The sequence below is a fragment of the Micromonospora sp. LHW51205 genome (genome assembly GCF_003315815.1).
Lineage (GTDB): Bacteria > Actinomycetota > Actinomycetes > Mycobacteriales > Micromonosporaceae > Micromonospora > Micromonospora chalcea.
Genome location: NZ_QMEZ01000010.1, coordinates 155,139 through 177,963 on the forward strand (window position 1 = coordinate 155,139; position 22,825 = coordinate 177,963).

Here is a 22,825-nt window from a genome sequence, read left to right on the forward strand (position 1 = left end):
CCGCCGTGACCCGGGCCCCGCCGCCGGCCGTGCCGGCGGCGGGGCGCGGATCAACCCTTGACGCTGCCGGCGAGCAGGCCTCGCACGAAGAAGCGCTGGAGGGACAGGAACACGATCAGCGGTACGACGATCGACACGAACGCGCCGGCCGTCAGCCGCTGCCACTCGTTGCCCCGGGTGCCGGCCAGTTCCGCGAGCCGGACCGTCAGCGGGGCGGTCTCGTCGCCGCCACCGGCGAAGATCAGCGCGACCAGCAGGTCGTTCCAGACCCAGAGGAACTGGAAGATGCCGAACGCCGCCAGCGCGGGCATGATCAGCGGCAGCACGATGGTGCGGAAGATCTTCGGGTGGGTGGCCCCGTCGACCCGGGCCGCCTCCATCAGGTCGCCGGGAAGCTGCGAGATGAAGTTGTGCAGCAGGAACACGGCGAACGGAAGCGCGAAACAGGTGTGCGCGAACCACACCTGGGCGAACTTCTGCTCGTCGACCAGGTCCCACGCGGGCAGGATCTGCACCCCGGCGATCGTGACGCCGGTGGAGAAGAACCGCAGCAGCGGCACCAGGGCCATCTGCAGCGGCACGATCTGCAGTGCGAAGATGCCGATGTAGACCCAGTCCCGCCCCTTGAAGTTCATCCATGCCAGCGCGTACGCCGCGAGCGACGCGAACGCGAGCGGGAAGAGCACCGAGGGGATGGTGATCGCCAGCGAGTTGATGAAGTAGCTGGCCAGCTGCCCGGACGAGCCGGAGCTGAACAGCACCTCCTGGTAGTTCTCCAGCGTGATCTGCGGGTCGCTGAAGAACGTCCACCACCCGGTGGTCTTGATCTCGTTCTCCGGCCGGAGCGAGGAGATGAACAGGCCGAAGGTCGGGATCGTCCAGAGCATCGCGATCACGACCGACACGAGCGTGGCGGTACGGCTGTTCAGACGCTTGCGCACCCGGGCGCCCCGGGTGGCCGGTTCGGTGGCCTGGGCGCCGACTCCGACGGTGGGCGTGGTGGTGGTCATCTCAGCCCTCCCGCTGCTTGCGCAGGTTGCGGATCTGGTAGATCACGATCGGGATCACCAGGACGAACAGGAACACCGCCAGCGCCGAGCCCTGCCCGTTCTCCTGGTAGCGGAACGCCTGGTTGTACATCTCGGTCGCGATCACGTTCGTGTCGTAGTTGCCGTTGGTGGCGGTGCGGACGATGTCGAAGACCTTGAGCGTGGCGATGGAGATCGTCACCACCACGACGATCAGCGCCGGCCGGATGCTCGGAATGGTGATCCGCCAGAACATCTGCCACGCGGTGGTGCCGTCGAGCCGGGCCGCCTCGACGATGTCGGCCGGGATGGCCTTGATCGCGGCGGAGAGCACCACCATGGCGAAACCGGCCTGGATCCACACCATGATCACGATGAGCAGGAACGTGTTCAGCGGCGAGTCCAGCAGCCACTGCTTCGGTTCTCCGCCGAGGCTCACCACGATCTGGTTGAGCAGGCCGATCTGGTCGCCCTCGCCCCGGTAGGCGTAGACGAAGCGCCAGATGATGGAGGCGCCGACGAACGAGATCGCCATCGGCAGGAAGATCAGGGACTTGGCGACCGCCTCGAACCGTGCCTTGTCCACCAGGACCGCGTAGATCAGGCCGAACGCGGTGGCCACCAGCGGCACCAGCAGCACCCAGATCAGCGTGTTGACCAGGACCCGGACGATCGAGTCCTCGGCGAACATCCAGCGGTAGTTGTCCAGTCCCACCCAGTTGCTGCTGCTGGAGTCCATGAAGGAGAGCAGCGTGGTGCGGATGGCCGGCACCACCAGTCCGACGGCGAGCAGCAGCAGCGTCGGCAACAGGAAGAAGAACGCGAACGCGCCCTCGCGCTGCTTGGGCCGGCGGGGCAGCGGCGTGCCGCTCACCGAGGCGGCGACCAGTTGCGCCTCCCGGCGCCGGGCGAAGTACGACGGCACCACGTCGAGGAGCAGGAGCAGTCCCCCCACCACCGCGACGAAGGCGATCAGCCCGTACATCAGCATGAGGAACTTCGGCTGCTCCGCCGCGAAGTCGAACTCCATCGACCCTCCTTCAAGGGTTCGGCTAGCAGAGGTGGCCCGGTCCGGGGGAACCGGACCGGGCCACCTGCTAGATCACTTCCAGCTGCCCTCGATGTCGTTCAGGACGGAGTTGGTGTCCTTGCCGTTGATCCAGGCCACCATGCCCTTCCAGAAGGTGCCGGCGCCGACCGCGGCCGGCATCAGGTCCGAGCCGTCGAAGCGGAAGACCGTCTTCTCGTCCTGGAGGATGCCCACGGAGAGCTTGTCCACCGGGTTCGGCACGTTGTTGATGTCCAGCTTCTTGTTCGCGGACACCCAGTCACCGATCTTGGCGCGGCTGTTGGCGTACTCGCCGGAGGCCAGGTAGGTCTGCACCGCCTGGACCTCGGGACGGTCGGCGAACGCGCCGACGAACTCGCCGCCACCCAGCACCGGCTTGCCCTTGGCCGGGTCGATGGCCGGGAAGTAGAACGCGAAGACGTCGCCGTCCTCGGCCACCTTGGTGCCCTCGGGCCACTGGTTGGCGTAGAAGGACGCCTGGCGGTGCATCGCGCACTTGCCGGTGGTGATCGGCGTGCCGCCCTCCTGGAAGGCGGTGGTGGAGATGCTCTTGACGCCGCCGAAGCCGCCGTTCATGTACTTCTCGTTCTTCAGGATGGTGCCGGCCCGGTTGAGCGCGTCAGCCACCTGCGGGTCGTTGAACGGGATCTGGTGGGTGGTCCACTTGTCGTAGACCTCCGGGCCGCCGGTACGCAGCAGCACGTCCTCGATCCAGTCGGTGGCCGGCCAGCCGGTGGCGTCACCGGACTCGATGCCGGCGCACCACGGCTTGGTGCCGCTGGCCGCGATCTGGTCGGAGAGCTTGATCAGGTCGTCCCACGTGGTGGGGACGGTCCAGCCCTTCTCCTTGAAGGTCTTCGGCGAGTACCACACGAAGGACTTCACGTTCGAGCCGAGCGGGGCGCCGTAGAGCTGGCCGTTGACGGTGCTGTACTTCAGCCAGTCGGGGGAGTAGTTCTGCTCGGCCATCGCCTTGGTGTCGGCGCCGACCGGCTTGAGCTTGCCCGAGTCGACGAAGCGCTTCAGCAGGCCCGGCTGCGGGATGAAGGCGAGGTCGGGGGCGTTGCCGCCGTCGACCCGGACCGGGAGCTGCGCCTCGAACTCGGCGTTGCCCTCGTGGTCGATCTCGATGCCGGTGCAGTCCTCGAACTGCTTCCAGGACTCGTTGAGGCGGTCGGCCTCGATCTCCCGGATGGAGGAGTAGATGGTCACCTTCTTGCCGTCGTGACCTTCGTACTTCTCGTATGCGGCGCATTCGGCCGATCCGGCCTTGTCGCTCTTCTTGTCATCGCCGGTGCCGCAGGCGGCGACACCGAGCGCCAGCCCCAGGACGCCGGCGACCGCGAGCGTCTGGCGCGATCTGGCAAACGCCATGCCGATCTCCTTCCTTGCCGGCGCGTGGGGGGATCGAACCCGCGCCGGTCCGATGGTCGTCCTCACATGTAAGCGCTTGCATCGTGTCGGGTCCACCCCTAACCGGACACGGCCCGGTAACAATCCCGAAACCCTGGCCAGGGGCTTGGGTGCGCTCCCACGAATCTTCCCGGGAACGGAACTTTCTGTCAGGATGTCCGCATCAAATTGAAGACTTTCAACATTGGAGGCAGTGGATGCGTAAGCGATGGCTCGCCCTCGGGGCGAGCGCGACGGTCCTGGCGGCGACCCTCGTGCCGGCCGCGCCGGCGATGGCCGCGCCGACGTTCAAGGTCCCGTTCCCCTGCAACCAGTCCTGGTCCGGTCAGACCCGGACCAACCACAGCCCGGCGAACGCCATCGACTTCAACCGCACCGACGACGCCGGCGACCCGGTCGTCGCCAGCGCGCCCGGCACCGTCGACGTGGTCACCAACCTCGGCGACACCAGCTACGGCAAGTACGTCCGGATCAACCACGGCGGCGGCCACACCACCTACTACGCCCACCTGAGCGCCTTCAACGTCTCCGTCGGGCAGACCGTCGGCTACGGCCGGGTGATCGGGTACGTCGGCACGACCGGCGGCTCCACCGGCCCGCACCTGCACTACGAGCAGCGCATCGACGGCAGCTCGGTGAAGATCAAGTTCAACGGCGTCCAGGCGCTCTACTGGGGCACCAAGACCTACACCAGCGACAACGGCTGCGGCGGGACGAACACCGGCCAGGGCACCGTGAACACGGCCGGCTCCCCGCTGACGGTCCGCTCCGGCCCCGGCACCGGCTACAGCTCGGTCGGCACGGTCGCCGACGGGGCGAAGGTGACCATCCAGTGCCAGACCAGCGGCACCAGCGTCAGCGGCACCTACGGCACCAGCTCGATCTGGGACCGGATCGGCTCCGGCCGGTTCATCTCCGACGCCTACGTCTACACCGGCTACGACGGCTACATCCCCGGCGTACCCCGCTGCTGAGCCCGGCGGGCGCGGGGGCGACCGGCCCTCGCGCCCGTACCGGTCAGGAGTTCAGCCGCCACACCGCGAAGTTCAGCGCGGACGCGAACGTCACCCACGCCCAGTACGGCAGCATCAGCAGCGTGGCCGGCCGGGAGACGCGCCGGAACAGGACCACGGTCACGCCGATCGCCAGCCACATCAGCACGATCTCGGCGAACGCCAGCCCGTACGCCCCGGCGCCGAAGAACAGCGGGGTCCAGATCGCGTTCAGCACGAGCTGCACCACCCAGGCCCAGAGCGCGGGGCCGAACCCGGCCCGGCGCCAGACCAGCCAGCCGGCGATCGCGATCAGCGCGTAGAGGACCGTCCAGACCGGGCCGAACAGCCACGACGGCGGCGCCCACGCGGGTTGCTCCAGGCTCTGATACTCGGCGGAGGTGCCCTGCACACCCAGCCCGCCGATCGCGGCCGCGACGAAGGTGGCGGCGCCGAAACCGAGCAGCGCCCACCACTTCCGGGCGCCGGTGGTGCGCCGGGTGACACTCTGCGACGTCTCCATGGTCGAGATGTTTCCGCTCGACCGGCCCGGCAAACGCCGGCCCGGACGCGGAAAAGCCGGAGTCACCCGGCCCGGGCGTTCCGGTCCGGCAGGACGGAACACCCGGGCCCGGCGACCCCGGCGGGTACGAGAACCGCTGTTACGTGTTGAAGATGCTGACGCCACCCGGGCCGACCAGGAGGCCGACGACGATGAGGACGATGCCCCAGAGGATCTGCCGGCGGAACAGGGCGAGAATTCCGGCGACCACCAGTACGACTGCGAGAATCCAGAGAATCAGCTCCATGTCGGCTGAATACCCGTGCGCCCGATCCCGGAAACCTCCCGGTCAGTCGAGCTGGTCACCGCCCAGGTGGAAGACGCTGTACGCCTGCTTGATCACCGGGTGCGCCACGTTGCGCACCCGCACCCCGCCCGGCGTGGTGCCGCGCTCGGTGCCGTGGTGGGCGTGCCCGTGCAGCGCCAGCGCGGTGGGCGCGGCGTCGATCGCCTGCCCGAGCTGGTAGCAGCCGAGGAACGGGTAGATCTCCAGCGGCTCGCCGGCGAGCGTGTCCGGCACGGGGGAGTAGTGGGTGAGCGCGACGAGCGCGTCGCAGTCCAGCGAGAGCAGCGCGTCGGCGAGTGCGTCGGCGCTCTCCCGGGTGGTCCGTACGAACGCCTTCATCTCCGGCTCGCCGAAGTCGCTGGCGCAGCGCCCGGCGAACCCGCCGCCGAACCCCTTGACGCCGGCCACCCCGAGCCGCCCGCCCGGCGTGTCCACCACGACGCCGGTGCCCTCCAGCACCGTGATCCCGGCGTCCTCCAGCACCTTCACCACCTGCGGCACCTGGTCGCACTGGTGGTCGTGGTTGCCGAGCACGGTGATCACCGGTACGCCGAGATCGCCGAACTCCCGGGCCACGCAGCGCGCCTCGGCCTCGGTGCCGTGCCGGGTCAGGTCACCGGCGAGCAGCAGCGCGTCGGCGGAGCCGGGCAGCTCCTCCAGCGCCGGACGGAACCGGCCCACCACGTCCTCGTCCAGATGCACGTCGCCGACGGCGGCGATCCGGATCACCATCGAACCTCCCTCACGGCAGCTCCTCGACCTGGGTGGGCGCCTGCGTGCGGATCACCCCGATGTCGCTCGTCACGTGGGTGTCCGGGAAGCGCTCGGCCACCCGGCGCAGGATCTCCTCCCGCCGGTGCGGGCTCTCCACCTCGCCGTAGAGCACCAGCCCGTTCTCCCGCCGCACCACGGTGATGCCCTGCTCGGCCACCGTCGGGTCCTCGGCCAGCATGCTCTGGATCTCCGCCTCGACGTACTCGTCGGGGGGAACGTCGCCGGACAGTCCGGTCACAGGGTCTCCCTTCCGCCGGGCGCGCCGCCGGGCAGCACGTCCAGCCGGTCGAGCAGCACCAGGAACGCCTCCGCGTACGGCGAGTGCTGCGTCTCCTTCCGTACCCGTTCCCAGTCGATCTGTTCCCGCAGCGAGCGGGCCAGCGGCAGGGCGCGGGCGAAGTCGCAGTAGTGCTGCGAGAAGCTCAACAGCTTGTGCACCATGAGCTGGCTGGCCGAGAGCACCGGCATGTGGATGGCGTCGACCGGGCGCACGATCGTGTCGGCGAACGTCTCCTCGGTCACCGGCGTCTCCACCGGCCGGTGGATCAGGTCCACCATCCGGTCCTCGTCGTAGACCTTGACCAGCCAGTCCTCCGGCGGGCGCTCGGCGGTGAAGCCGGCCTCGACGAGCGCCTCCAGCGCCCGGTCGACGTCCGCCTCGCGGAGCAGGAAGTCCACGTCGTGGTCGCTGGAGTGGCCGCCGTGCGCGTACACCGCGAAGCTGCCACCCAGCGCGAACGGGATCTCGGACTGTTTGAGCACGGCGGCGACCTTCTTCAGCGTGTGCACCAGGGTCTCGTCCCCGCGCTCGGCCATCTGCGGCTCCCTCGTCGTCATGGGCGGTGGGATCACGTTGCGTACCCGGCGGACGCTCCGGTCACACCTGTTGCGGCGCGATCGGCCCGCCAGGGCAGGAAAGCGACATACAGGCCGGTGTGGGCGTCGGTCGGATAACCTCGGGAGGGTGGCCAGCTCACTGCGGACGCGGCGGGGCAGGGCCCGACTGCGTGCCGTCGCCCTGATCGGCATCGACGGCTCAGGCAAGACCACCCAGGCGCACCGGCTCGCCCAGGCCCTCACCGCCGCCGGCCACCCCGCGACGTACCACCGCAACGCCGGTGGCCGCCGCTGGCTCGGCCGCGTCGCCCAACGGATCGGCCGTCCGGACGCGCAGCGGCTCGTCGGGCGGGACGGCCTGCTCGTGGTCGAGTCGGCGCTGCGCTGGCTGGCCATCGCGCTCGCGCTGCTGAGCTGCCTGGTCACTGGCCGTACCGCGGTGATGGACCGCTGGTCGTACTGCCAGTACGCGAGCATCCGGGCGCACGGCGGGCAGCGGTGGGAGCGGCTGGTCCGGGCCGGCTACCGGGTCTTCCCGGCGCCCGCTGTCACGTTCCTGCTCACCGTCGACCCGGCCGAGGCGTACCGCCGGATCGAGCGGCGCGGCACCGACCACGAGAGCATGGCCTGGCTGACCGACGCGGACACCGCCTACCGGAGGCTGCCGGAGTACGGCGGCTTCGTGGTGGTGGAAGGCAACGGCCCACCGGAGGAGGTGGCCCGCCGGATCCGGGCGCACCTGAGCGAGTGGCTGCCCGACGATCCGTCCGCCGGTCCCGGCCCGGCTCCGGGCGGCCCTCCACGTCCGGCCGGCGGGGCGGGCCGCGACGGCCCGGTGCCGGTTCAGGCCCGGCCGTAGACCGGGATGCCGGCGCCGCTCGTGGGCGCCGACTCGGGGGAGGCCAGGAACCGGATCACGCCGGCGATCTCCGCCGGAGGCACCCAGCGCCGGTGGTCGGCGTCGGGCTGGGCGGCCCGGTTGGCCGGGGTGTCGATGACGCTCGGCAGCACCGTGTTGCACCGCACCCCGCGCTGGCGGTACTCGACCGCGACCGCGTCGGCGAACGCCCGCACCGCGGCCTTGGCGGTGACGTAGCCCGAGGCGCCCGGGAACGGCGACACCGCCGCCCGCGCGGAGACGCAGACCACGGCGCCGTCACCGGTCGCCACGAGGTGCGGCAGTGCCGCCCGGGTCACCAGGTAGGTCGGGCGCAGGTTGAGCCGCAGCATCCGCTCGAACTCCTCGACCGGGGTCTCGTGCACCAGGCCGCCCGCGGCGTACCCGCCGACCAGGTTGACCACCGCGCGCAGTGGCGCGGCCGGCTCGGCGGTCGCGACCTCGACCGCCCGCGCGGCCCCCTCGGGGGTCAGCAGGTCGGCCACGACCCGGACCGGGCCGTCGTCCGTCCCGGCCTCCCGCTGGGGTACGACCACCCGCCAGCCTGCGTCGAGGAAGGTGGCGGTGACCGCGCCGCCCAGCCCACCCGTGCCTCCGGTGACCAGCACCGTGCGTTCCGTCATGGACACACACGCTAGTCAACCGTCGTGCCGACCGACCGGTGACCCGCACGGGCCGTCTGGACCGTCCGGCCGAGGCCGACCAGGCAGGCCCTGCCGCGCGACGGCGGACCGGCACGTCGGGCGGCAGGAGTGACTCGACCGGACCGGTTGAGGCGGTGGGGCTGCGACAATGGGATCCTTGGCCCGGGGGCGGGCACGGAAGACGGTAAATTTCCCGATACGCGGTGTCATGGTTGACGCTCACGCGCTCTGAAAGTAAGTTTCATCCGTGGCGAAGAGTCCGAAGATTTCTGCGAGTCACGAGCCCGGTGGACTGATCGTCCACATCAGCGGCCTGCTGCCCTCGCTGTCCCCGGCCGAACAGCGGGTGGCCCGGCTGGTCGTCGCCGATCCGGCGGACGCGGCCCGGCGCACGATCACCGACCTCGCCACCGCCGCCGAGACGTCCGAGGCGACAGTGATCCGCTTCTGCCGCTCGGTCGGCATGGACGGCTACCCCCAGTTGCGCATCCGCCTCGCCGCCGAGGCCGCCCGCCGGGTCGAGCCGCCGGACGCGCGGGTGGTCGGTGGCGACATCCCGCCGGGCGCGGACCTGGCCCAGATCATCGCCACCATCGCCTTCAACGACGCCCGAGCCGTCGAGGAGACCGCCGAGCAGCTCGATCCGGCCGTCTGCGAGCAGGTGGTCGAGGCGATCGGCGCGGCCGGCCGGATCGACGTCTACGGCGCGGGCGCCAGCGGCTTCGTCGCCTCCGACTTCCAGCAGAAGCTGCACCGCATCGGCCGCATCGCGTTCTACTTCCCGGACGTGCACACCGCGCTCACCTCCGCCGCCCTGCTCGGGCGCGGCGACGTCGCGGTCGGCATCTCGCACACCGGCACCACGTCCGACGTCATCGAGGTGCTGGAGCAGGCGCGGGCCCGGGGAGCCACCACCGTGGCGCTCACCAACTTCCCGCGCTCGCCGATCACCGAGGTCGCCGACCACGTGCTCACCACAGCCGCCCGGGAGACGACCTACCGCTCCGGCGCGACGGCCAGCCGGCTGGCCCAGCTCACCGTCGTCGACTGCCTCTTCGTCGGGGTGGCCGCGCGCAGCCGGGCCCGGACCAAGAAGGCGCTCGAAGCCACGGCCGAGGCGGTCCAGTCGCACCGGGTCGGTCCCGGGCGGAGGCGGGGATGACGGCGGGCCGGGCGGAGCGCGACGGCGTGGCGGCGATCCGGCCGGTGGTGCGTGTCGGCGCGCCGACCGAGCGGCGCAACCCGCACAGCTTCGACCTCGACCTGATGTCCACCCGGGACGTGCTCACCGTGATCAACGAGGCGGACCGGCGGGTGCCGGCCGCCGTCGCCGCGGTGCTGGACGAGATCGCCGAGACCGTCGACCTCGCGGTGGCCGCGCTGCGCGACGGACACCGCGTGCACTACTTCGGCGCCGGCACCTCCGGCCGCCTGGGCGTGCTGGACGCGGCCGAGCTGGCCCCCACGTTCAACTCGCCCCGGCACTGGTTCTGCTCGCACCTCGCCGGTGGCCCGGACGCCATGTGGCGGGCGGTCGAGGACGCCGAGGACGACGAGCGCGGCGGCGCCGCCGAGGCCGCCGAGTGCGTGCGCCCGGGCGACCTGGTGGTCGGCCTGGCGGCCAGCGGACGCACCCCGTACGTCCTCGGGGCGCTCGCCGCGTCCCGGGAGCGGGGGGCCGCTACGGTGCTGCTCTGCGCGAATCCGGAGGCCCCGGCCGCCGCGTCGGTGGACGTCTTCATCGGCGTGGACACCGGGCCGGAGGTGGTCACCGGGTCGACCCGGATGAAGGCCGGCACCGCGCAGAAGCTGGTGCTCAACACGTTCTCCACGGCCGTCATGGTGCGTCTGGGCCGTGTCTACTCGAACCTGATGATCGACATGGTGGCCACCAACGCCAAACTGCGCGGTCGCATGATCTCGATCCTCGTGGAGGCCACCGGTTGCGCCGAGGAGGTCTGCCGGGTCGCGCTGCGGGAGGCCGACGGCGACCTCAAGACCGCGCTCGTCGCGCTGGTCTCCGGCGCGGAGGTGCCGGCCGCCCGGGCCGCGCTGGCCCGCTCCGCCCACCAGGTACGCGGCGCGCTCGCCCTGCTCGCCTCCTGACCGCCCCCGCTCACCCCTTCTCCCGGCGATCCACCCGCCCGGCGCATCCGTCCGGCGGGTGCGACACGTATCACGTGCGGGAGGGGGACGTTCCCGCCCGTACGGATTGTTCAACGAGGCGGAGGGTAATCCTGAGCGTGGCTGAACCGACCGGTCCACGAGCGCGTATCTCGCAGTGACCAGGATCGCAACGACCCGGTGACGCGGCTCGCTGTGTTCATGGAACAGGCAATGGTGCCATTCCATGGGCGAATAGCGATTCAGCAGCTCCGGCGGGCCCCAAAAGCCGTGTCCGGAAGCCGTCCGAACCGGGCCGGTAACAGGAAACATGGACCGGGCTCTCAGCTAGTACTCAGGCATTCGTGACAGTTTCGACTCACGACATGGAATCCCCGAAGCGTCACATCTGTTGTGTAGGTGTCAGCACCTACGGGCACAGCGGAGGTTACGGGGAGGGCTGATGAACGTGGGGATGGCAAGGAACCGGGCAACCGGCGCGAGCGAGGGGACCGTGGCAATCGTGGACAAGAACATCGGCATGCGTACCGACGAGGTCGCCGAGGAGCGGGACCTGGTCGGCGTCTACCTGCACGAGATCTCCCGGACGCCGCTGCTCGACGCCGCCCGGGAGGTCGACCTCTCCAAGGCGATCGAGGCGGGCCTCTACGCCGAGCACCTGCTCGACGAAGACCGGATCCCCGAGGGCGTCGACCGGGAGGACCTGGAGCGGCTGGTCGTCGAGGGTGAGCGCGCGAAGGACCTGTTCATCCGCGCGAACCTGCGACTGGTCGTGTCCATCGCCCGGCGCTACGTGCGCTCCGGGATGCCCATGCTGGACCTGATCCAGGAGGGCAACACCGGCCTGGTCCGGGCGGTCGAGAAGTTCGACTACGAGCGGGGTTTCAAGTTCTCCACCTACGCGACCTGGTGGATCCGCCAGGCCATCAGCCGGGCGATCGCCCAGCAGGAGCGGACCGTACGGCTGCCCGTGCACCTGGTGGAGGACGTCAACCGGATGCGCAACGTGGCCCGGCAGCTCACCCGTGAGCTGGGCAGCGACCCGGAGCCGGAGCAGATCGCGACCGCCCTCGGCGTGACCGTCGAGCGGGTCAACGAGCTGGTCCGCTGGTCGCAGGACACCGTCTCGCTGGACACCCCGGTGGGCGACGACGGCGACACCAACCTCGGTGACCTGGTCGCCGACAGCGACGCGCCGTCGCCCGAGGAGATCGTGCTCACCGGCCTGGAGCGGCAGCGGATCGAGGGTCTGCTCAACCACCTCGACGACCGGTCCGCCGGCATCATGCGGGCCCGGTACGGCCTGGAGGACGGTCGCGAGCACTCGCTGACCGAGGTCGCGTCGCGGTTCTCGCTCTCCCGGGAGCGGATCCGCCAGCTGGAGATCCAGGCCCTCGGCCGGCTGCGTGAGCTGGCTCGCGCGGAGGGGCTGCAGGCGGCCTGACCTGGTAGTAATTGAGACAACGAACGGCCGGCGTCCGACAGGGGGACGCCGGCCGTTCGCCGTCCGCGTCGATCAGACCCGGCCGTAGCCGGCGATCGACATGATGTTCATACCGCGTTTGCTGACGTTGCGTCCGGCGCTGGGCGCGTCGATGATCTGGCCGTTGCCGACGTAGAGCGCGACGTGCCCGAGCCCGGAGTAGAACACCAGGTCACCCGGTTGCAGCTGGCTGCGGCTGATCCGCGTGGTGGCGTTCCACTGCCGTGCCGCGCTGTGCGGCAGCGACTTTCCGGCGGCCCGCCACGCGGCGAGCGTCAGACCGGAGCAGTCGTAGCTGCCCGGGCCGTCCTGGGCATAGCCGTAGGGCTTGCCGACCGCGCCGTAGGCGTACCGCACGGCCTTGCCGGCGTCGCCGGAGACGGCCGGGGGCTTGCCCGCCGAGCCGGCGTTGCCGGGCGCCTCGGTGGCCCGCCCGTACGCCCTGCGCCGCATCTCGTAGAGGTCGGCCAGGTCTCCCTCGATCCGCGTCTTCGCGGACTTGAGCTGCTTGGCCTGCGCCGCCTCCCGGGCGAGCGTGGCGTCCAGCCGGGTCTTCTGGTCGATCAGCCGCTGCTGGTCGGCGGTGAAGCTGGAGAGGGTGCGCTGGCGCTGGCGGGTGAGCTGGTCCAGTGTGCCCAGCCGCTCCGGCAGCGTGGCCTGGCCACCCGGGTCCAGCAGGGCCGCCGCGGTACGCATGCCGCCGGTCTTGTACGCCGTCGCCGCCAGCACGCCCACCTCGGCGCGGCTGCGCTCGGCCTGTTCCTGCAGCGGCCCGATCCGGGCCTCCAACGTGGCCGCCGTGGCCTTGTTGGCCTTGATGTCCTCGTTGAGCTTGTTGTAGGACTCGACGATTCGCTCCAGCTCAGTCGAGGACTTCTCGATCTGCTTCGTCAGCTCTGCGGGTGTGGGCTCGGCCCGGGCCACCTGCGCCGGGGCGAGCAACGCGGCCGAGAGGCCGGCCACCGCGAGCGAGCGGAGCAGCATCCGTAAGGACGACAAGAGCGGAAAGCTCCTCTCCCACCGGCCGCCGGGCGCGTTCGCGACCCGGCGACACCGGCCCGGGGCCATCCGGGTGGATGGCTGTCGACCGGGCCGACCTGCACAACCTAACCCGTGATCGGAGTGGTCGGGAGTTCAAGCAGGGGCGAAAGTTGGCAAAGTGGCGGAAAGTGACGATGGTGCAGCATGGTGTGGCTCGCCCGATTGGTCGTTCTGGGCGGATGTCGTCAGCCACCGCCACGCAAAGTCATGACAAAGACTGAAATCGCTTCCTCTTTCCGGCGGGCCACCCGGGGCAGAACCGGCGGCCGATCGCCGAAAACCCGAGGTCAGGTGGCGGGCCCGCAACACAATGAAGCCCGGAACCGGGATTCCCGCACGGGATCCGCGTCCCCGGGAGGCCGCCGTGCAGACCGAACGCTCCGCCACCCAGCCGCCCCGACCCACCTCGCCCAAACTGCTCTACGCCCGCCCCGGCATCGTCGTCACCGCCGAGCGCTTCACCGTCGGCCGCAACAGCTGGCCGGTGGCCGAGATCACCCAGGTGCGGACCGATCGCGGCCCGCACGACCGGCTCGCGATCCGCGCCGTCGCCGTGTCCGCCGCGATGATCGCCGCGGTCGGGCTGCTGCTCGGCTTCACCGGCGGCCTGCACCGGCTCACCGCCGAGGCGTACCTCCTGCTCGGCGCGGTCGGGCTGGTGCCGCTGCTGCTCGTGCTGATCGGCGACCGCTGGCGGCCCCCGGCGCACGAGCTGTGGGGCCGGGTGCGGGGCACCGAGGTGCTGCTGTTCAGCAGCGACGACGAACGACAGTTCGGTCAGGTCAGCCGGGCGCTGCGCCGCGCCCGCGAGGCGGCGCGCATGGGCGGCTGGGCCGACCCACCGGCGGCCGAGCCGTGGCGACCGGCGCGGTGAGCGGCGCTCAGCCCGCGACCGGCTCCGGGGTACGCGGCTGCTGCTCGGCAGCCACCCACTGGCTCACCCGCCGCTCGGCGTAGAACGAGACGAACGGCACGGTCCCGGCGAGCATCACCAGCAGCATCCGCTTCAGCGGCCAGTTCGCCCGGCGGGACAGGTCGAACGTCAGCGCCAGATAGAGCATGTACAGCCAGCCGTGCGCCACGCCGACCACGCCCACCACGCTCGGGTTGTCGAAGCCGTACTTCAGCGGCATGCCGATCAGGACCAGCACCACGAGCGCCACGCCCACGATCCAGGCGATCACGCGGTACCGGGTAAGGGCTCCGCCCACCGTCGTCCGTCCTTCCGCACCGGCCTCAGCCGGGATAGTCGCCGGGCCGGGCGCCCGGATTGGCGTTCAACCAGGATAGATAGCGGTTGTACGCGGCCAGCTCGGCGTCGTCCGCCCCGTCGGCCGGGGCGGCCGGCGTCCGCACGACGCGCACCGGGCGGCGTACCGCCGGGGTGGTGACGACCGGCTCGGCGCCGGCAGCCGCCGACGGCGCCGGATCGGCCGTCGGCTGCGCGTCGCCCGGCGGCGTCGCCCGCAGCGTCTGGCGGACCTCCCGCCACCAGACGAAGATCACGAAACCGGCGAACACCGGCCACTCGATCGCGTAACCGAAGCTGATCGCGTTGCCCCCGGCGGCGCGGGTGACCTGCCACCAGCCCATCCCGAGGCAACCCGCCACCAGCACGACCATGGCCACGTGGCGGACGATCCACGCCGGTGTCCAGAGCCGTTCCATGCCCACGAGAGTACCGGGACTCCCCGGGTGTCTCCGACACGGCGTCGTAGTCCGGGCGGTGGTTTGGTGACACGCCCGCTGGGCATCCGAACAGGTGCAACCCGAACGAGACGAGGGGGCGACGATGACCGAATCGGTACGCCGGGACGCGAGCCCGGAACAGCGGGTCGCGGAGTGGGACGGCGATCACGCCCGCACTGTCGACGGCGAGCAGCTCGGGGTGGACCCGGTGGAGCTGGGCGACGAGGACCTGGTCCGGGAGATGCAGAGCCTGCACCGCACCCGGCTGGACACGCTGCGCCACGCCACCGACTCGGCGCTCGCCAACCACCTGCGGCGCACCGCCGAACTGGAGACGGAGTACCTGGCCCGGCACCCCGGCCGGGAGGTCGACCCGAGCCGGCTGCGGGACGCCTGATGGGCAGCCACGCCGAGCGCGGCATGTCCGCGCCCCCGGAGGTGGTGTTCAACACCGCCACTGATCCGGACCGCTCCTCGGCCTGGCTGCCCGAGCGGCTGCGCAACTCCGGCACCTGCCGGGTCGAGGTCGTCGACGCCGACGACATGCGGGCCCGGTGGAGCGCCGCGGACTGGTCCGCCGAGATCGACGTGGAACCGGCCGACGCGGGCGGCGCCCGGGTCCGGCTCGACCTGGCCGGCCCGGACCACGACCTGGCCGACGAGATCCTGGCCAACCTCGACCGCGAGGTGGCCGACAACCTGACCGCCGGCTGAGCCCGGCCGCACGACGAGCACGAGGAGGCCGGGTTGACCGGGAGTGGCCTGAAGCAGAAGGTGGCGCGCCTGCGCCAGGCGTACGCGCCGCACGAGCACCGGCCGCTGGAGGGCTACCTGAAGGCGATGGGCACGTACGCGGGCGTGACCGCCGCGCTCGTCGGCCTGGTCCGGGCGACCGGACGGCCGGTGCCCGAGCGGCCCACGCCGGCGGACGTGGTGCTGCTCTCGATCGCCACGCACAAGCTCAGCCGGCTGCTGTCCAAGGACGCGATCACCAGCCCGCTGCGGGCGCCGTTCACCCGCTACGACCACCCGATCGGCAGCGGCGAGGTGATGGAGCAGGTCCGCGACGAGGGCAGCCCCACCCGGCACGCGCTCGGCGAGCTGGTCAGCTGCCCGTTCTGCCTGGCGGTCTGGGTCGCCACCGGGCTCACCGGCGGGCTGGTGCTGGCGCCCCGGCTGACCCGGCTGGTCGCCACCGCGCTGACCGCGGTGGCCGCCTCCGACTTCCTCCAGATGGGGTACGCGGTCGCCCAGCAGGCGGCCGAGGGCGGTCACCACGAGGCGTGAGGGATGCGGACACGAAAAGGGGGCCGGCGCACGCCGGCCCCCTTTTCGCGCGTCTCCCACGGTCAGGTGGGGGTGGTGCCGTGGTCCTCGCCGGCCCAGCCGCGCGACGCCTCCGGCTCCCGCTCCTCCTCGTCCTCCCCGGTGACGATGTCCCGGTCCACAGCGGTGCGCTCGTGCTCGTTGGCGAAGTCCGGCTCCGGCAGCGTGTCGACGCCCTCCGGGGGCTGGCCGAGCGCCGCCAGGTGCTCGTGCTCGGGGTTGCGGTCGGTCATGTCGCGTCCTCTCGTCTTCCGGGGGCTCAGGCGACCGTGCCGCCCAGCAGATCGGCCGCCTCGTCCGCCGCGTACTCGCCCTGGGGGAGCGCGGCGATCCGGGTGAGCAGCTCCGCGGGGAGTTCGGCGGCCACCGCCCGGCGGTAGATGTCCGCCTGGGTGATCCGCTCCTGGCCGTGGTAGATGTCGTCGAGCAGGTCGTCGAGCGGCCGCGTGTCGGGCTGCTCGGTCACGGGCGCGTCATCGGTCACGCCGACCACCTACCCGGCGCCGAACCGGTCAAACTCGCCCCAACCCCGCTCAGGCCGGCGCCGGCAGCGTGGCCCGGCGGGCCCGGACGGCCTGGGCCAGGTGCTCCAGGACCTCGGCAGTGGTGTCCCACCCGATGCAGGCGTCGGTGACCGACTGGCCGTACGCCAGCTCCCGGGTCGGGTCCAGGTCCTGCCGGCCGGGCACCAGGAAGCTCTCCAGCATGATGCCGACGATCCCGCGCTGACCGGCGGCGAGCTGGGCCGCCACGTCGGCGGCGACCAGCGGCTGGTTGCGGTGGTCCTTGCCGCTGTTGGCGTGGCTGGCGTCGACCACCACCCGCTCCGGCAGGCCCGCGGCGCGCAGCAGCTCCAGCGCCCCGGCCACCGACTCCGCGTCGTAGTTCGGCCGGCCGCCCCCGCCGCGCAGCACCAGGTGCCCGTCCGCGTTGCCCCGGGTGTGCATGATCGCCGGGGTGCCGGAGACGTCGATGCCGGGGAAGACGTGCGGCACCCCGGCCGCCCGGATCGCGTCCACGGCGGTGGCGATGCTGCCGTCGGGGCGGTTCTTCATGCCGATCGGCATGGACAGCCCGGAGGCGAGCTGCCGGTGCACCTGGCTCTCCACCGTCCGCGCGCCGATCGCGCCCCAGGCCACCGTGTCCGCGATGTACTGCGGGGTGATCGGGTCGAGGAACTCGCAGCCCACCGGCAGGCCCAGCCGCAGCACGTCGAGCAGGAGCGCCCGCGCGGTACGCAGACCGGTGTTCACGTCGCCGGACCCGTCCAGCGCCGGGTCGTTGATCAGGCCCTTCCAGCCCACCGTCGAGCGCGGCTTCTCGAAGTAGACGCGCATCACCACGAGCAGGTCGTCGGCGACCCGGGCGGCGGCCTCGCGCAGTCGGCCCGCGTACTCCAGGGCGGCGGCCGGGTCGTGCACGGAGCAGGGGCCGACGACGACGAGCAGCCGGTCGTCGTCGCGGTCCAGCACCCGGCCGACGGCACGGCGGCCCGCCACGACGGCCTCGGCCAGCGGGGTCTCGAGCGGCAGGTGGTGGTGCAGCAGGGCCGGGGTGGTCAGCGGCACCACACGGTCGATGCGCTGGTCGATGACCCGATGGGCGTCCTGGGACGTGGTCACGGTGGGGATTCCTTCCGCCGACCGTGCCCCCGTGCCGGGTCCGGGGGATCGAGCCGGCTGCTCGCATACGAAAGGGCAGGGAAAAGAATCCCTGCCCGGCCGGCTCGAAGAGGTAAGTGACGTCAGCTCATGGTCGAGTCACCGGCTCCTCCAGCCGGCTGCCTAAACCATCGATACGACCGCGTCACGTCGGCCAGCGTACCCGAAGCGCGCCGGAAAGCCCGCTGTCGTTCCGAAGTGCGGAACACGGGGTATGTGATCGCCATGACCACCAGCCATGACCCCAGTGACCAGGAACGGATCGAGTCCCGGGCGCATCTGCTGCCGGAGGAGGCGGCGGCGGGCAGCGACGACGCCGAGGCGCAGGCCGACGCGATCCTCACCGAGTCCGACATCCGCGAGGCGGACCAGAACGCCGCCCCCGACACGGTGCTGGAGCACCGCACCTCCGAGCAGACCGTCACCCCCGTCGAGCCGCCCGACTGAGCGTCGCGCCCCGGGCCCGGCGGGAACCCCGGTAACTGTCGTCCCGCAACCGGGCCAGCGGGCCGGCCAGGCGCAACCCCGGCGGCACGTTGCCGATCGGATCGAAGGCGAGCGCGGCGTCCTCGGCGGCGCCGCGCTCGCCGTCGAGGCGTACCTCGCCGAACGGCCGCCACCGGCCTGCCGCCGAGGCCACCGCCAGCACCAGCCGGGGCTCGTCGGCGGCCACCGCCGCGCCCGCCTCGGCCAGGCCGCGACCCAGGTCTGGTGACTCCGGGTCGGCCAGCACGGCCAGGAACAGCCGTCGCCCGCCGGCCCGGAACGGCATGATCGACGTGTACGTCCCGGTGAAGCGCCGCCGGGGCAGCGGCAGGTTCCGCAGCACCGGCGCTGCGCCGCTGGAACTGAACAGCAGGTCCACCGGCGGCTCCGGGTCGCGGCGCAGCCGTACCGCCACGCCCAGCACGTCCGGCCAGGCGCCCGGCGTCGGCACGCCCTTGGAGAGGCGGATCGTGGCCGGCCACCGGCCCGGCAGGTCGAGCAGCGGCACCCCGGTCGGCGGTCCCGGCGTACCCCAGATCCGGACCTCGCCGCCGAACGTGCGCCCGGCCGGGTGCAGCAGGCGGGCGTGCCGGAGCCGGGCCAGCGCGGCGGCGGCGCGCTCGACGGCGGACGGTGAGGTGGCGGCCATGCCCGCACGGGTACCCCGGCGCGCACCGACGATGCTCCGGCGCGCGTGTCACCTTTCCGCCTCCGGGATCGGATAGCGTCGTCTCATGCCCGACAGCGGTTTCCCCTGGCCGATCGAGACGACCCGACTGGACAACGGCCTGCGTGTGGTGGTGAGCGAGGACCGCACCGCCCCGGCCGTGGCGGTCAACCTCTGGTACGACGTGGGCTCCCGCCACGAGCCGGCCGGACAGACCGGCTTCGCCCACCTCTTCGAGCACCTCATGTTCGAGGGTTCGGTGAACGTTGCGAAGACCGAGCACATGAAGCTGATCCAGGGCGCGGGCGGCTCGCTCAACGCGACCACCAACCCGGACCGCACCAACTACTTCGAGACGGTCCCGGCCGAGCACCTGGAGCTGGCGCTCTGGCTGGAGGCCGACCGGATGGGCGGGCTGGTGCCGGCGCTGACCCAGGAGACGCTGGACAACCAGCGCGACGTGGTGAAGAACGAACGGCGGCAGCGCTACGAGAACGTGCCGTACGGCGACGCCTGGCTGCGCCTGCTGCCGCTGCTCTACCCGCCGGGGCACCCGTACCACCACGCGACGATCGGGTCGATGGCCGACCTGAACGCCGCCGACCTGGCCACCTTCCAGGAGTTCCACAGCACCTACTACGCGCCGAACAACGCCGTCCTCACCGTGGTCGGCGACACCACCGCCGCCGAGGTGTTCGGGCTCGCCGACAAGTACTTCGGCGGGCTCGCCGCGCGCGCCGACATCCCGGCCGCGCCGGACGGCCGTACCGTGCCGGCCACCGGCCGCCCGGCGGTGGAGACGGTCACCGCCGACGTGCCCGCCCCCCGCGTCTACGTCGCGCACCGCACCCACCCGTTCGGCACCCCGGGGTACGACGTGACCACGGTGCTGGCCACCGTGCTCGGCAGCGGCCGGGGCAGCCGCCTCTACCAGCGCCTGGCCGACGGCGAGCGGATCGCCCAGCCGGACCTCGTCGGCGCGTACGGGGTGGACCTGGCGCACGCGCCCGCCCCGCTGATCGCCACCGCCACGGCCCGCCCCGGGGTGAGCGCCGAGCGGCTGCGCGACGGGCTGGCCGAGGTGGTCGACGAGCTGGCCACGGTGCCGGTGACCGCCGCCGAGCTGGACCGCGCCAAGGCGCTGCTGAGCACCATGTGGTGGCGGCAGATGTCCACTGTCGACGGGCGGGCCGACACGCTCGGCCGGTACGCCACCCAGTTCGGCGACCCGGCCCGCGCGGCCGACCGGCTGCCGGCCTGGCTCGCGGTGACCGCCGAGCAGATCGCCGAGCAGGCCGCCGAGCTGCTCGGCGCCGCCGACCGGGTGATCCTGACCTACCTGCCCGAGGAGAAGTGATGTCGCTGATCGCCACCCGTCCCGGCCCCGGCGCCGCCCGCGCCTACCGGTTCCCGCAGGTGGTCCGGCGGACAGAGGCCGGCGGCCAGGTGGTCGCCGCGCACCTGCCCGGGCAGAACCTCGCAGTCGCGTTGCTGCTTCTCGACGGCGGCGCGGGCCGGGAGCCGGTCGGCAAGGAAGGGCTCGGCGCGGTGCTGGCCAAGGCGCTGGAGGAGGGCACCGCGCAGCGGGACGCCACCGCGTACGCGCTGGCCATCGAGGCGCTCGGCACCGAGCTGTCGACCGGGCTGGACTGGGACTCGTTCCAGGTGAGCGTGCAGGTGCCGGTGGACCGGCTGACCGCCGCCGTGGAGCTGCTCGCCGAGGCGGTCCGTACGCCCCGGCTCGACCCGGCCGACGTGCGCCGGGTCCGCGACGACGAGGCGACGGCGCTTCGGATGGACTGGGCCAACCCGGGCCCGCGCGCCGACGCGGTGCTGCGGGCCGAGCTGTTCGGCGCGCAGCACCGGTGGGGCCGCCCGCTCTACGGCGACCCGGACAGCGTGGCCGCGCTGGAGGTGGACGACGTCACCGTCTTCCACTCCGAGTGGTTCATCCGCCCCGGCACCCTGATCGTCGCCGGTGACCTGGAGCGGATCGACCTGGACGCGCTCGCCGCGACGGCGTTCGCCGGCGCCGGCGGCGGCCCGGTGGAACGCGGCGGCCCGATCGACGTGCCGCTGACCGGGCAGCGCCGGATCATTCTGGTGGACCGGCCCGGCTCGGTGCAGTCCACGCTGCGGCTGGGCCACCCGTCCCCGCACCGCGCCCACCCGGACCACGTGCCGATGACGCTCGCCGGCACCGTGCTCGGCGGCGCGTTCACGTCCCGGCTCAACCACCTGATCCGCGAGGTGCGCGGCTACACGTACGGGATCCGGGGCGACTTCGCCTCGTCCCGGCGGTTCGGGCGGTTCGCGGTCAGCTCCGGCGTGCAGACCGCGGTGACCGCCCCGGCGCTCGTCGAGTCGGTGGGCGAGATCTCGCGTACCCAGCTGACCGGGGTCACCGAGGACGAGCTGGAGGTGGCGCGCTCCTGGCGGGCCGGCCAGCTCTCGGTCGAGCTGCAGAGCCCGCGCGCGATCGCCGCGGCCCTGACCACGCTGGTCGTGCACGACCTGCCGGACGACTACCACGCGCGGCTGCGGGAGCAACTGCTCGCGGCGACCGTCGAGGACGTTTCCGCCGCCGCGGCGACCTACCTGCACCCCGAGTCGCTGACCATGGTGATCGAGGGGGACGCGGCGGTCATCCGGGACGAGCTGGTCGCCAGCGGTCTCGGCGAGGTGCTCGACCACACGTGACCGGACGGGGCGGCGGGCCTGTGATTCCCGTCGCCCCGCATCCGCGCGGTGGGAAACGTTTCCCACCCGCACCGCCCGGCTGGGTAGCCTCGCGGGCATGAGGATCGGCATTGTGGGAGCCACCGGTCAGGTCGGTGGCGTCATGCGGCAGGTGCTGGCGGAGCGCGAGTTCCCGGCGGAGCAGGTGCGCCTGTTCGCCTCGGCCCGGTCGGCCGGGCGCACGCTGCCCTGGCGCGACGGCGAGGTCACCGTCGAGGACGCGGCCACCGCGGACTACCGCGGCCTGGACATCGTGCTCTTCTCGGCGGGCAAGGCCACCGCCAAGGAGCTGGCTCCCCGGGTCGCCGAGGCCGGCGCCGTGGTGATCGACAACTCCTCGGCGTTCCGGATGGACCCGCAGGTGCCGTTGGTGGTCGCCGAGGTCAACCCGCACGCGATCGCCGACCGCCCGAAGGGCATCGTGGCGAACCCCAACTGCACCACGATGGCCGCCATGCCGGTGCTGCGTCCGCTGCACGACGAGGCCGGGCTGGTCAGCCTCGTCGTCGCCACCTACCAGGCGGTCTCCGGCGCCGGCCTGGCCGGCGTGGCGGAACTGGACGAGCAGGTCCGCAAGGTGGCCGGGGACGCCGCCGGGCTGGCCTTCGACGGCGGTGCGGTGGAGTTCCCGGCGCCGCGCTCGTTCGCCCGCCCGATCGCCTTCAACGTGCTCCCGCTCGCCGGCTCGATCGTCGACGACGGCTCGTTCGAGACCGACGAGGAGCAGAAGCTGCGCAACGAGAGCCGCAAGATCCTGGAGATCCCCGGGCTGAAGGTCTCCGGCACGTGTGTGCGCGTCCCGGTCTTCACCGGCCACTCGCTGCAGATCAACGCCCGGTTCGCCCGCCCGATCGACCCGGCCCGGGCCCGCGAGCTGCTCGACGGCGCGCCCGGCGTGGCGCTGCGCGACGTGCCCACGCCGCTGGAGGCGGCCGGCCAGGACCCGACGTACGTCGGCCGGATCCGGGCCGACGAGACCGTCGAGCACGGGCTCGCGCTGTTCTGCGCCAACGACAACCTGCGCAAGGGCGCGGCGCTGAACGCCGTGCAGCTCGCCGAACTGGTCGCCGCCGAGCGCTGACCCTGCGGGCGTCCGTGCCGGGCCA

At 72.1% G+C, this 22,825-nt stretch carries 28 protein-coding genes and 1 pseudogene; 13 read left to right on the plus strand and 16 right to left on the minus strand.

Translation table 11 applies throughout. From position 1 onward, the window contains the following. Positions 1 to 50 precede the first annotated feature (50 nt). The 3 genes from DQE82_RS27755 to DQE82_RS27765 form a co-directional block, all read right to left on the minus strand. Positions 51 to 1,010 carry a carbohydrate ABC transporter permease gene (locus DQE82_RS27755; protein ID WP_043328804.1) on the minus strand — a complete coding sequence of 320 codons (960 nt, stop codon included), beginning with the start codon at positions 1,008 to 1,010 and terminating at the stop codon, positions 51 to 53. A 1-nt stretch (position 1,011) separates the two neighbouring features. Continuing rightward, the gene (locus DQE82_RS27760) at positions 1,012 to 2,058 is read right to left on the minus strand and encodes a carbohydrate ABC transporter permease (RefSeq protein WP_030502266.1); all 1,047 of its coding nucleotides are present in this window, start codon (positions 2,056 to 2,058) and stop codon (positions 1,012 to 1,014) included. Positions 2,059 to 2,130: 72 nt separating this feature from the next. Then, positions 2,131 to 3,471 (minus strand): ABC transporter substrate-binding protein, encoded by a 1,341-nt coding sequence (locus DQE82_RS27765; protein ID WP_064447780.1) that lies wholly within the window; start codon positions 3,469 to 3,471, stop codon positions 2,131 to 2,133. 236 nt (positions 3,472 to 3,707) lie between these two features. Here DQE82_RS27765 and DQE82_RS27770 point away from each other — a divergent pair, with 236 nt between their 5' ends. Then, complete coding sequence (locus DQE82_RS27770) at positions 3,708 to 4,484, plus strand: M23 family metallopeptidase (RefSeq protein ID WP_043328805.1); 777 nt, start codon at positions 3,708 to 3,710, stop codon at positions 4,482 to 4,484. A gap of 43 nt (positions 4,485 to 4,527) precedes the next feature. Here DQE82_RS27770 and DQE82_RS27775 read toward each other — a convergent pair whose 3' ends face one another. The 5 genes and pseudogenes from DQE82_RS27775 to DQE82_RS27790 all read right to left on the minus strand — a co-directional run bounded on the left by DQE82_RS27775 (position 4,528) and on the right by DQE82_RS27790 (position 6,940). Then, complete coding sequence (locus DQE82_RS27775) at positions 4,528 to 5,025, minus strand: TspO/MBR family protein (protein ID WP_113974650.1); 498 nt, start codon at positions 5,023 to 5,025, stop codon at positions 4,528 to 4,530. Positions 5,026 to 5,164: 139 nt separating this feature from the next. Further along, positions 5,165 to 5,311 carry a GPGG-motif small membrane protein gene (locus DQE82_RS30920; protein WP_013288160.1) on the minus strand — a complete coding sequence of 49 codons (147 nt, stop codon included), beginning with the start codon at positions 5,309 to 5,311 and terminating at the stop codon, positions 5,165 to 5,167. Next, a pseudogene (locus tag DQE82_RS27780) lies at positions 5,302 to 6,082 on the minus strand (metallophosphoesterase). The gene DQE82_RS30920 and the pseudogene DQE82_RS27780 overlap by 10 nt, the downstream one beginning before the upstream one ends. Positions 6,083 to 6,092: 10 nt before the next feature. Beyond that, entirely contained in the window at positions 6,093 to 6,302 is a 210-nt protein-coding gene (locus DQE82_RS27785) for a hypothetical protein (protein ID WP_225319459.1), read from the minus strand. Between the two features lie 56 nt (positions 6,303 to 6,358). Beyond that, on the minus strand, positions 6,359 to 6,940 hold the full coding sequence (locus DQE82_RS27790) for a nucleotidyltransferase (protein WP_043328811.1): 582 nt from the start codon (positions 6,938 to 6,940) through the stop codon (positions 6,359 to 6,361). Between the two features lie 148 nt (positions 6,941 to 7,088). Between DQE82_RS27790 and DQE82_RS27795 the strand changes: the two genes are divergently transcribed. Then, positions 7,089 to 7,820: a dTMP kinase gene (locus DQE82_RS27795; protein ID WP_113974651.1), complete on the plus strand. Its 732-nt coding sequence runs from the start codon at positions 7,089 to 7,091 to the stop codon at positions 7,818 to 7,820. On the opposite strand, the gene DQE82_RS27800 is transcribed toward DQE82_RS27795, so the two are convergent. Then, positions 7,805 to 8,482 carry an SDR family NAD(P)-dependent oxidoreductase gene (locus DQE82_RS27800; RefSeq protein ID WP_113974652.1) on the minus strand — a complete coding sequence of 226 codons (678 nt, stop codon included), beginning with the start codon at positions 8,480 to 8,482 and terminating at the stop codon, positions 7,805 to 7,807. The genes DQE82_RS27795 and DQE82_RS27800 overlap by 16 nt on opposite strands. Positions 8,483 to 8,750: 268 nt before the next feature. On the opposite strand from DQE82_RS27800, the gene DQE82_RS27805 reads away from it, so the two are divergent. The 3 genes from DQE82_RS27805 to DQE82_RS27815 all read left to right on the plus strand — a co-directional run bounded on the left by DQE82_RS27805 (position 8,751) and on the right by DQE82_RS27815 (position 12,071). Continuing rightward, positions 8,751 to 9,665: a MurR/RpiR family transcriptional regulator gene (locus DQE82_RS27805; protein WP_051611377.1), complete on the plus strand. Its 915-nt coding sequence runs from the start codon at positions 8,751 to 8,753 to the stop codon at positions 9,663 to 9,665. Next, entirely contained in the window at positions 9,662 to 10,609 is a 948-nt protein-coding gene (locus DQE82_RS27810) for an N-acetylmuramic acid 6-phosphate etherase (protein WP_051611378.1), read from the plus strand. The genes DQE82_RS27805 and DQE82_RS27810 overlap by 4 nt, the downstream gene beginning before the upstream one ends. Positions 10,610 to 11,081: 472 nt before the next feature. Then, a complete protein-coding gene (locus DQE82_RS27815; protein WP_043330973.1) occupies positions 11,082 to 12,071 on the plus strand; it encodes an RNA polymerase sigma factor RpoD/SigA in 990 nt (329 codons plus the stop codon). Between the two features lie 72 nt (positions 12,072 to 12,143). Here DQE82_RS27815 and DQE82_RS27820 read toward each other — a convergent pair whose 3' ends face one another. Further along, on the minus strand, positions 12,144 to 13,109 hold the full coding sequence (locus DQE82_RS27820) for a C40 family peptidase (RefSeq protein WP_043328816.1): 966 nt from the start codon (positions 13,107 to 13,109) through the stop codon (positions 12,144 to 12,146). 406 nt (positions 13,110 to 13,515) lie between these two features. Here DQE82_RS27820 and DQE82_RS27825 point away from each other — a divergent pair, with 406 nt between their 5' ends. Next, positions 13,516 to 14,025, plus strand: a complete 510-nt coding sequence (locus DQE82_RS27825) for a DUF6232 family protein (RefSeq protein WP_043328818.1) — start codon at positions 13,516 to 13,518, stop codon at positions 14,023 to 14,025. Between the two features lie 7 nt (positions 14,026 to 14,032). Here the strand turns inward: DQE82_RS27825 and DQE82_RS27830 are convergent, their stop codons facing one another. Continuing rightward, positions 14,033 to 14,362, minus strand: coding sequence for a DUF3817 domain-containing protein (locus DQE82_RS27830; protein ID WP_043328820.1), 330 nt, complete (start codon positions 14,360 to 14,362; stop codon positions 14,033 to 14,035). 25 nt (positions 14,363 to 14,387) lie between these two features. Next, entirely contained in the window at positions 14,388 to 14,819 is a 432-nt protein-coding gene (locus DQE82_RS27835; protein ID WP_113974653.1) for a hypothetical protein, read from the minus strand. Positions 14,820 to 14,943: 124 nt separating this feature from the next. On the opposite strand from DQE82_RS27835, the gene DQE82_RS27840 reads away from it, so the two are divergent. The 3 genes from DQE82_RS27840 to DQE82_RS27850 are packed head-to-tail and all read left to right on the plus strand — an operon-like array spanning position 14,944 to position 16,127. Continuing rightward, positions 14,944 to 15,237, plus strand: a complete 294-nt coding sequence (locus tag DQE82_RS27840) for a DUF6158 family protein (protein ID WP_030502251.1) — start codon at positions 14,944 to 14,946, stop codon at positions 15,235 to 15,237. After that, the gene (locus tag DQE82_RS27845; RefSeq protein WP_064447778.1) at positions 15,237 to 15,554 is read left to right on the plus strand and encodes a hypothetical protein; all 318 of its coding nucleotides are present in this window, start codon (positions 15,237 to 15,239) and stop codon (positions 15,552 to 15,554) included. The genes DQE82_RS27840 and DQE82_RS27845 overlap by 1 nt, the downstream gene beginning before the upstream one ends. 33 nt (positions 15,555 to 15,587) lie before the next feature. Beyond that, a complete protein-coding gene (locus DQE82_RS27850; RefSeq protein WP_030502249.1) occupies positions 15,588 to 16,127 on the plus strand; it encodes a DUF1360 domain-containing protein in 540 nt (179 codons plus the stop codon). A 62-nt stretch (positions 16,128 to 16,189) separates the two neighbouring features. Here DQE82_RS27850 and DQE82_RS27855 read toward each other — a convergent pair whose 3' ends face one another. The 3 genes from DQE82_RS27855 to DQE82_RS27865 are packed head-to-tail and all read right to left on the minus strand — an operon-like array spanning position 16,190 to position 17,797. Further along, the gene (locus DQE82_RS27855) at positions 16,190 to 16,399 is read right to left on the minus strand and encodes a hypothetical protein (protein WP_043328824.1); all 210 of its coding nucleotides are present in this window, start codon (positions 16,397 to 16,399) and stop codon (positions 16,190 to 16,192) included. Between the two features lie 26 nt (positions 16,400 to 16,425). Then, positions 16,426 to 16,659, minus strand: a complete 234-nt coding sequence (locus DQE82_RS27860) for a hypothetical protein (protein WP_018786980.1) — start codon at positions 16,657 to 16,659, stop codon at positions 16,426 to 16,428. Between the two features lie 40 nt (positions 16,660 to 16,699). Continuing rightward, entirely contained in the window at positions 16,700 to 17,797 is a 1,098-nt protein-coding gene (locus DQE82_RS27865; protein WP_043328826.1) for a 3-deoxy-7-phosphoheptulonate synthase, read from the minus strand. 255 nt (positions 17,798 to 18,052) lie between these two features. On the opposite strand from DQE82_RS27865, the gene DQE82_RS27870 reads away from it, so the two are divergent. After that, a complete protein-coding gene (locus DQE82_RS27870) occupies positions 18,053 to 18,274 on the plus strand; it encodes a hypothetical protein (RefSeq protein WP_013288141.1) in 222 nt (73 codons plus the stop codon). On the opposite strand, the gene DQE82_RS27875 is transcribed toward DQE82_RS27870, so the two are convergent. Next, positions 18,249 to 18,962 carry a phosphodiesterase gene (locus DQE82_RS27875; protein WP_113974654.1) on the minus strand — a complete coding sequence of 238 codons (714 nt, stop codon included), beginning with the start codon at positions 18,960 to 18,962 and terminating at the stop codon, positions 18,249 to 18,251. The two genes, DQE82_RS27870 and DQE82_RS27875, sit on opposite strands and share 26 nt — an antisense overlap. Positions 18,963 to 19,047: 85 nt before the next feature. Here DQE82_RS27875 and DQE82_RS27880 point away from each other — a divergent pair, with 85 nt between their 5' ends. From DQE82_RS27880 to DQE82_RS27890, 3 genes are all read left to right on the plus strand, one after another. Further along, positions 19,048 to 20,337 (plus strand): pitrilysin family protein, encoded by a 1,290-nt coding sequence (locus tag DQE82_RS27880; protein WP_043328830.1) that lies wholly within the window; start codon positions 19,048 to 19,050, stop codon positions 20,335 to 20,337. Next, positions 20,337 to 21,680: a pitrilysin family protein gene (locus tag DQE82_RS27885; protein ID WP_113974655.1), complete on the plus strand. Its 1,344-nt coding sequence runs from the start codon at positions 20,337 to 20,339 to the stop codon at positions 21,678 to 21,680. The genes DQE82_RS27880 and DQE82_RS27885 overlap by 1 nt, the downstream gene beginning before the upstream one ends. Before the next feature lie 97 nt (positions 21,681 to 21,777). Beyond that, positions 21,778 to 22,800 carry an aspartate-semialdehyde dehydrogenase gene (locus tag DQE82_RS27890; RefSeq protein WP_064447774.1) on the plus strand — a complete coding sequence of 341 codons (1,023 nt, stop codon included), beginning with the start codon at positions 21,778 to 21,780 and terminating at the stop codon, positions 22,798 to 22,800. Positions 22,801 to 22,825 lie beyond the last annotated feature (25 nt).

Bases quoted from the DNA above. Each gene is read 5' to 3' on its own strand.
- DQE82_RS27815 (WP_043330973.1), top strand. From the start codon at position 11,082: ATGGCAAGGAACCGGGCAACCGGCGCGAGCGAGGGGACCGTGGCAATC.
- DQE82_RS30920 (WP_013288160.1), bottom strand. From the start codon at position 5,311: ATGGAGCTGATTCTCTGGATTCTCGCAGTCGTACTGGTGGTCGCCGGA.
- DQE82_RS27845 (WP_064447778.1), top strand. From the start codon at position 15,237: ATGGGCAGCCACGCCGAGCGCGGCATGTCCGCGCCCCCGGAGGTGGTG.
- DQE82_RS27785 (WP_225319459.1), bottom strand. From the start codon at position 6,302: ATGCTGGCCGAGGACCCGACGGTGGCCGAGCAGGGCATCACCGTGGTG.
- DQE82_RS27840 (WP_030502251.1), top strand. From the start codon at position 14,944: ATGACCGAATCGGTACGCCGGGACGCGAGCCCGGAACAGCGGGTCGCG.
- DQE82_RS27880 (WP_043328830.1), top strand. From the start codon at position 19,048: ATGCCCGACAGCGGTTTCCCCTGGCCGATCGAGACGACCCGACTGGAC.
- DQE82_RS27875 (WP_113974654.1), bottom strand. From the start codon at position 18,962: ATGGCCGCCACCTCACCGTCCGCCGTCGAGCGCGCCGCCGCCGCGCTG.
- DQE82_RS27765 (WP_064447780.1), bottom strand. From the start codon at position 3,471: ATGGCGTTTGCCAGATCGCGCCAGACGCTCGCGGTCGCCGGCGTCCTG.
- DQE82_RS27800 (WP_113974652.1), bottom strand. From the start codon at position 8,482: ATGACGGAACGCACGGTGCTGGTCACCGGAGGCACGGGTGGGCTGGGC.
- DQE82_RS27755 (WP_043328804.1), bottom strand. From the start codon at position 1,010: ATGACCACCACCACGCCCACCGTCGGAGTCGGCGCCCAGGCCACCGAA.
- DQE82_RS27770 (WP_043328805.1), top strand. From the start codon at position 3,708: ATGCGTAAGCGATGGCTCGCCCTCGGGGCGAGCGCGACGGTCCTGGCG.
- DQE82_RS27855 (WP_043328824.1), bottom strand. From the start codon at position 16,399: ATGACCGACCGCAACCCCGAGCACGAGCACCTGGCGGCGCTCGGCCAG.
- DQE82_RS27835 (WP_113974653.1), bottom strand. From the start codon at position 14,819: ATGGAACGGCTCTGGACACCGGCGTGGATCGTCCGCCACGTGGCCATG.
- DQE82_RS27790 (WP_043328811.1), bottom strand. From the start codon at position 6,940: ATGGCCGAGCGCGGGGACGAGACCCTGGTGCACACGCTGAAGAAGGTC.
- DQE82_RS27775 (WP_113974650.1), bottom strand. From the start codon at position 5,025: ATGGAGACGTCGCAGAGTGTCACCCGGCGCACCACCGGCGCCCGGAAG.
- DQE82_RS27890 (WP_064447774.1), top strand. From the start codon at position 21,778: ATGAGGATCGGCATTGTGGGAGCCACCGGTCAGGTCGGTGGCGTCATG.
- DQE82_RS27760 (WP_030502266.1), bottom strand. From the start codon at position 2,058: ATGGAGTTCGACTTCGCGGCGGAGCAGCCGAAGTTCCTCATGCTGATG.
- DQE82_RS27870 (WP_013288141.1), top strand. From the start codon at position 18,053: ATGACCACCAGCCATGACCCCAGTGACCAGGAACGGATCGAGTCCCGG.
- DQE82_RS27885 (WP_113974655.1), top strand. From the start codon at position 20,337: ATGTCGCTGATCGCCACCCGTCCCGGCCCCGGCGCCGCCCGCGCCTAC.
- DQE82_RS27810 (WP_051611378.1), top strand. From the start codon at position 9,662: ATGACGGCGGGCCGGGCGGAGCGCGACGGCGTGGCGGCGATCCGGCCG.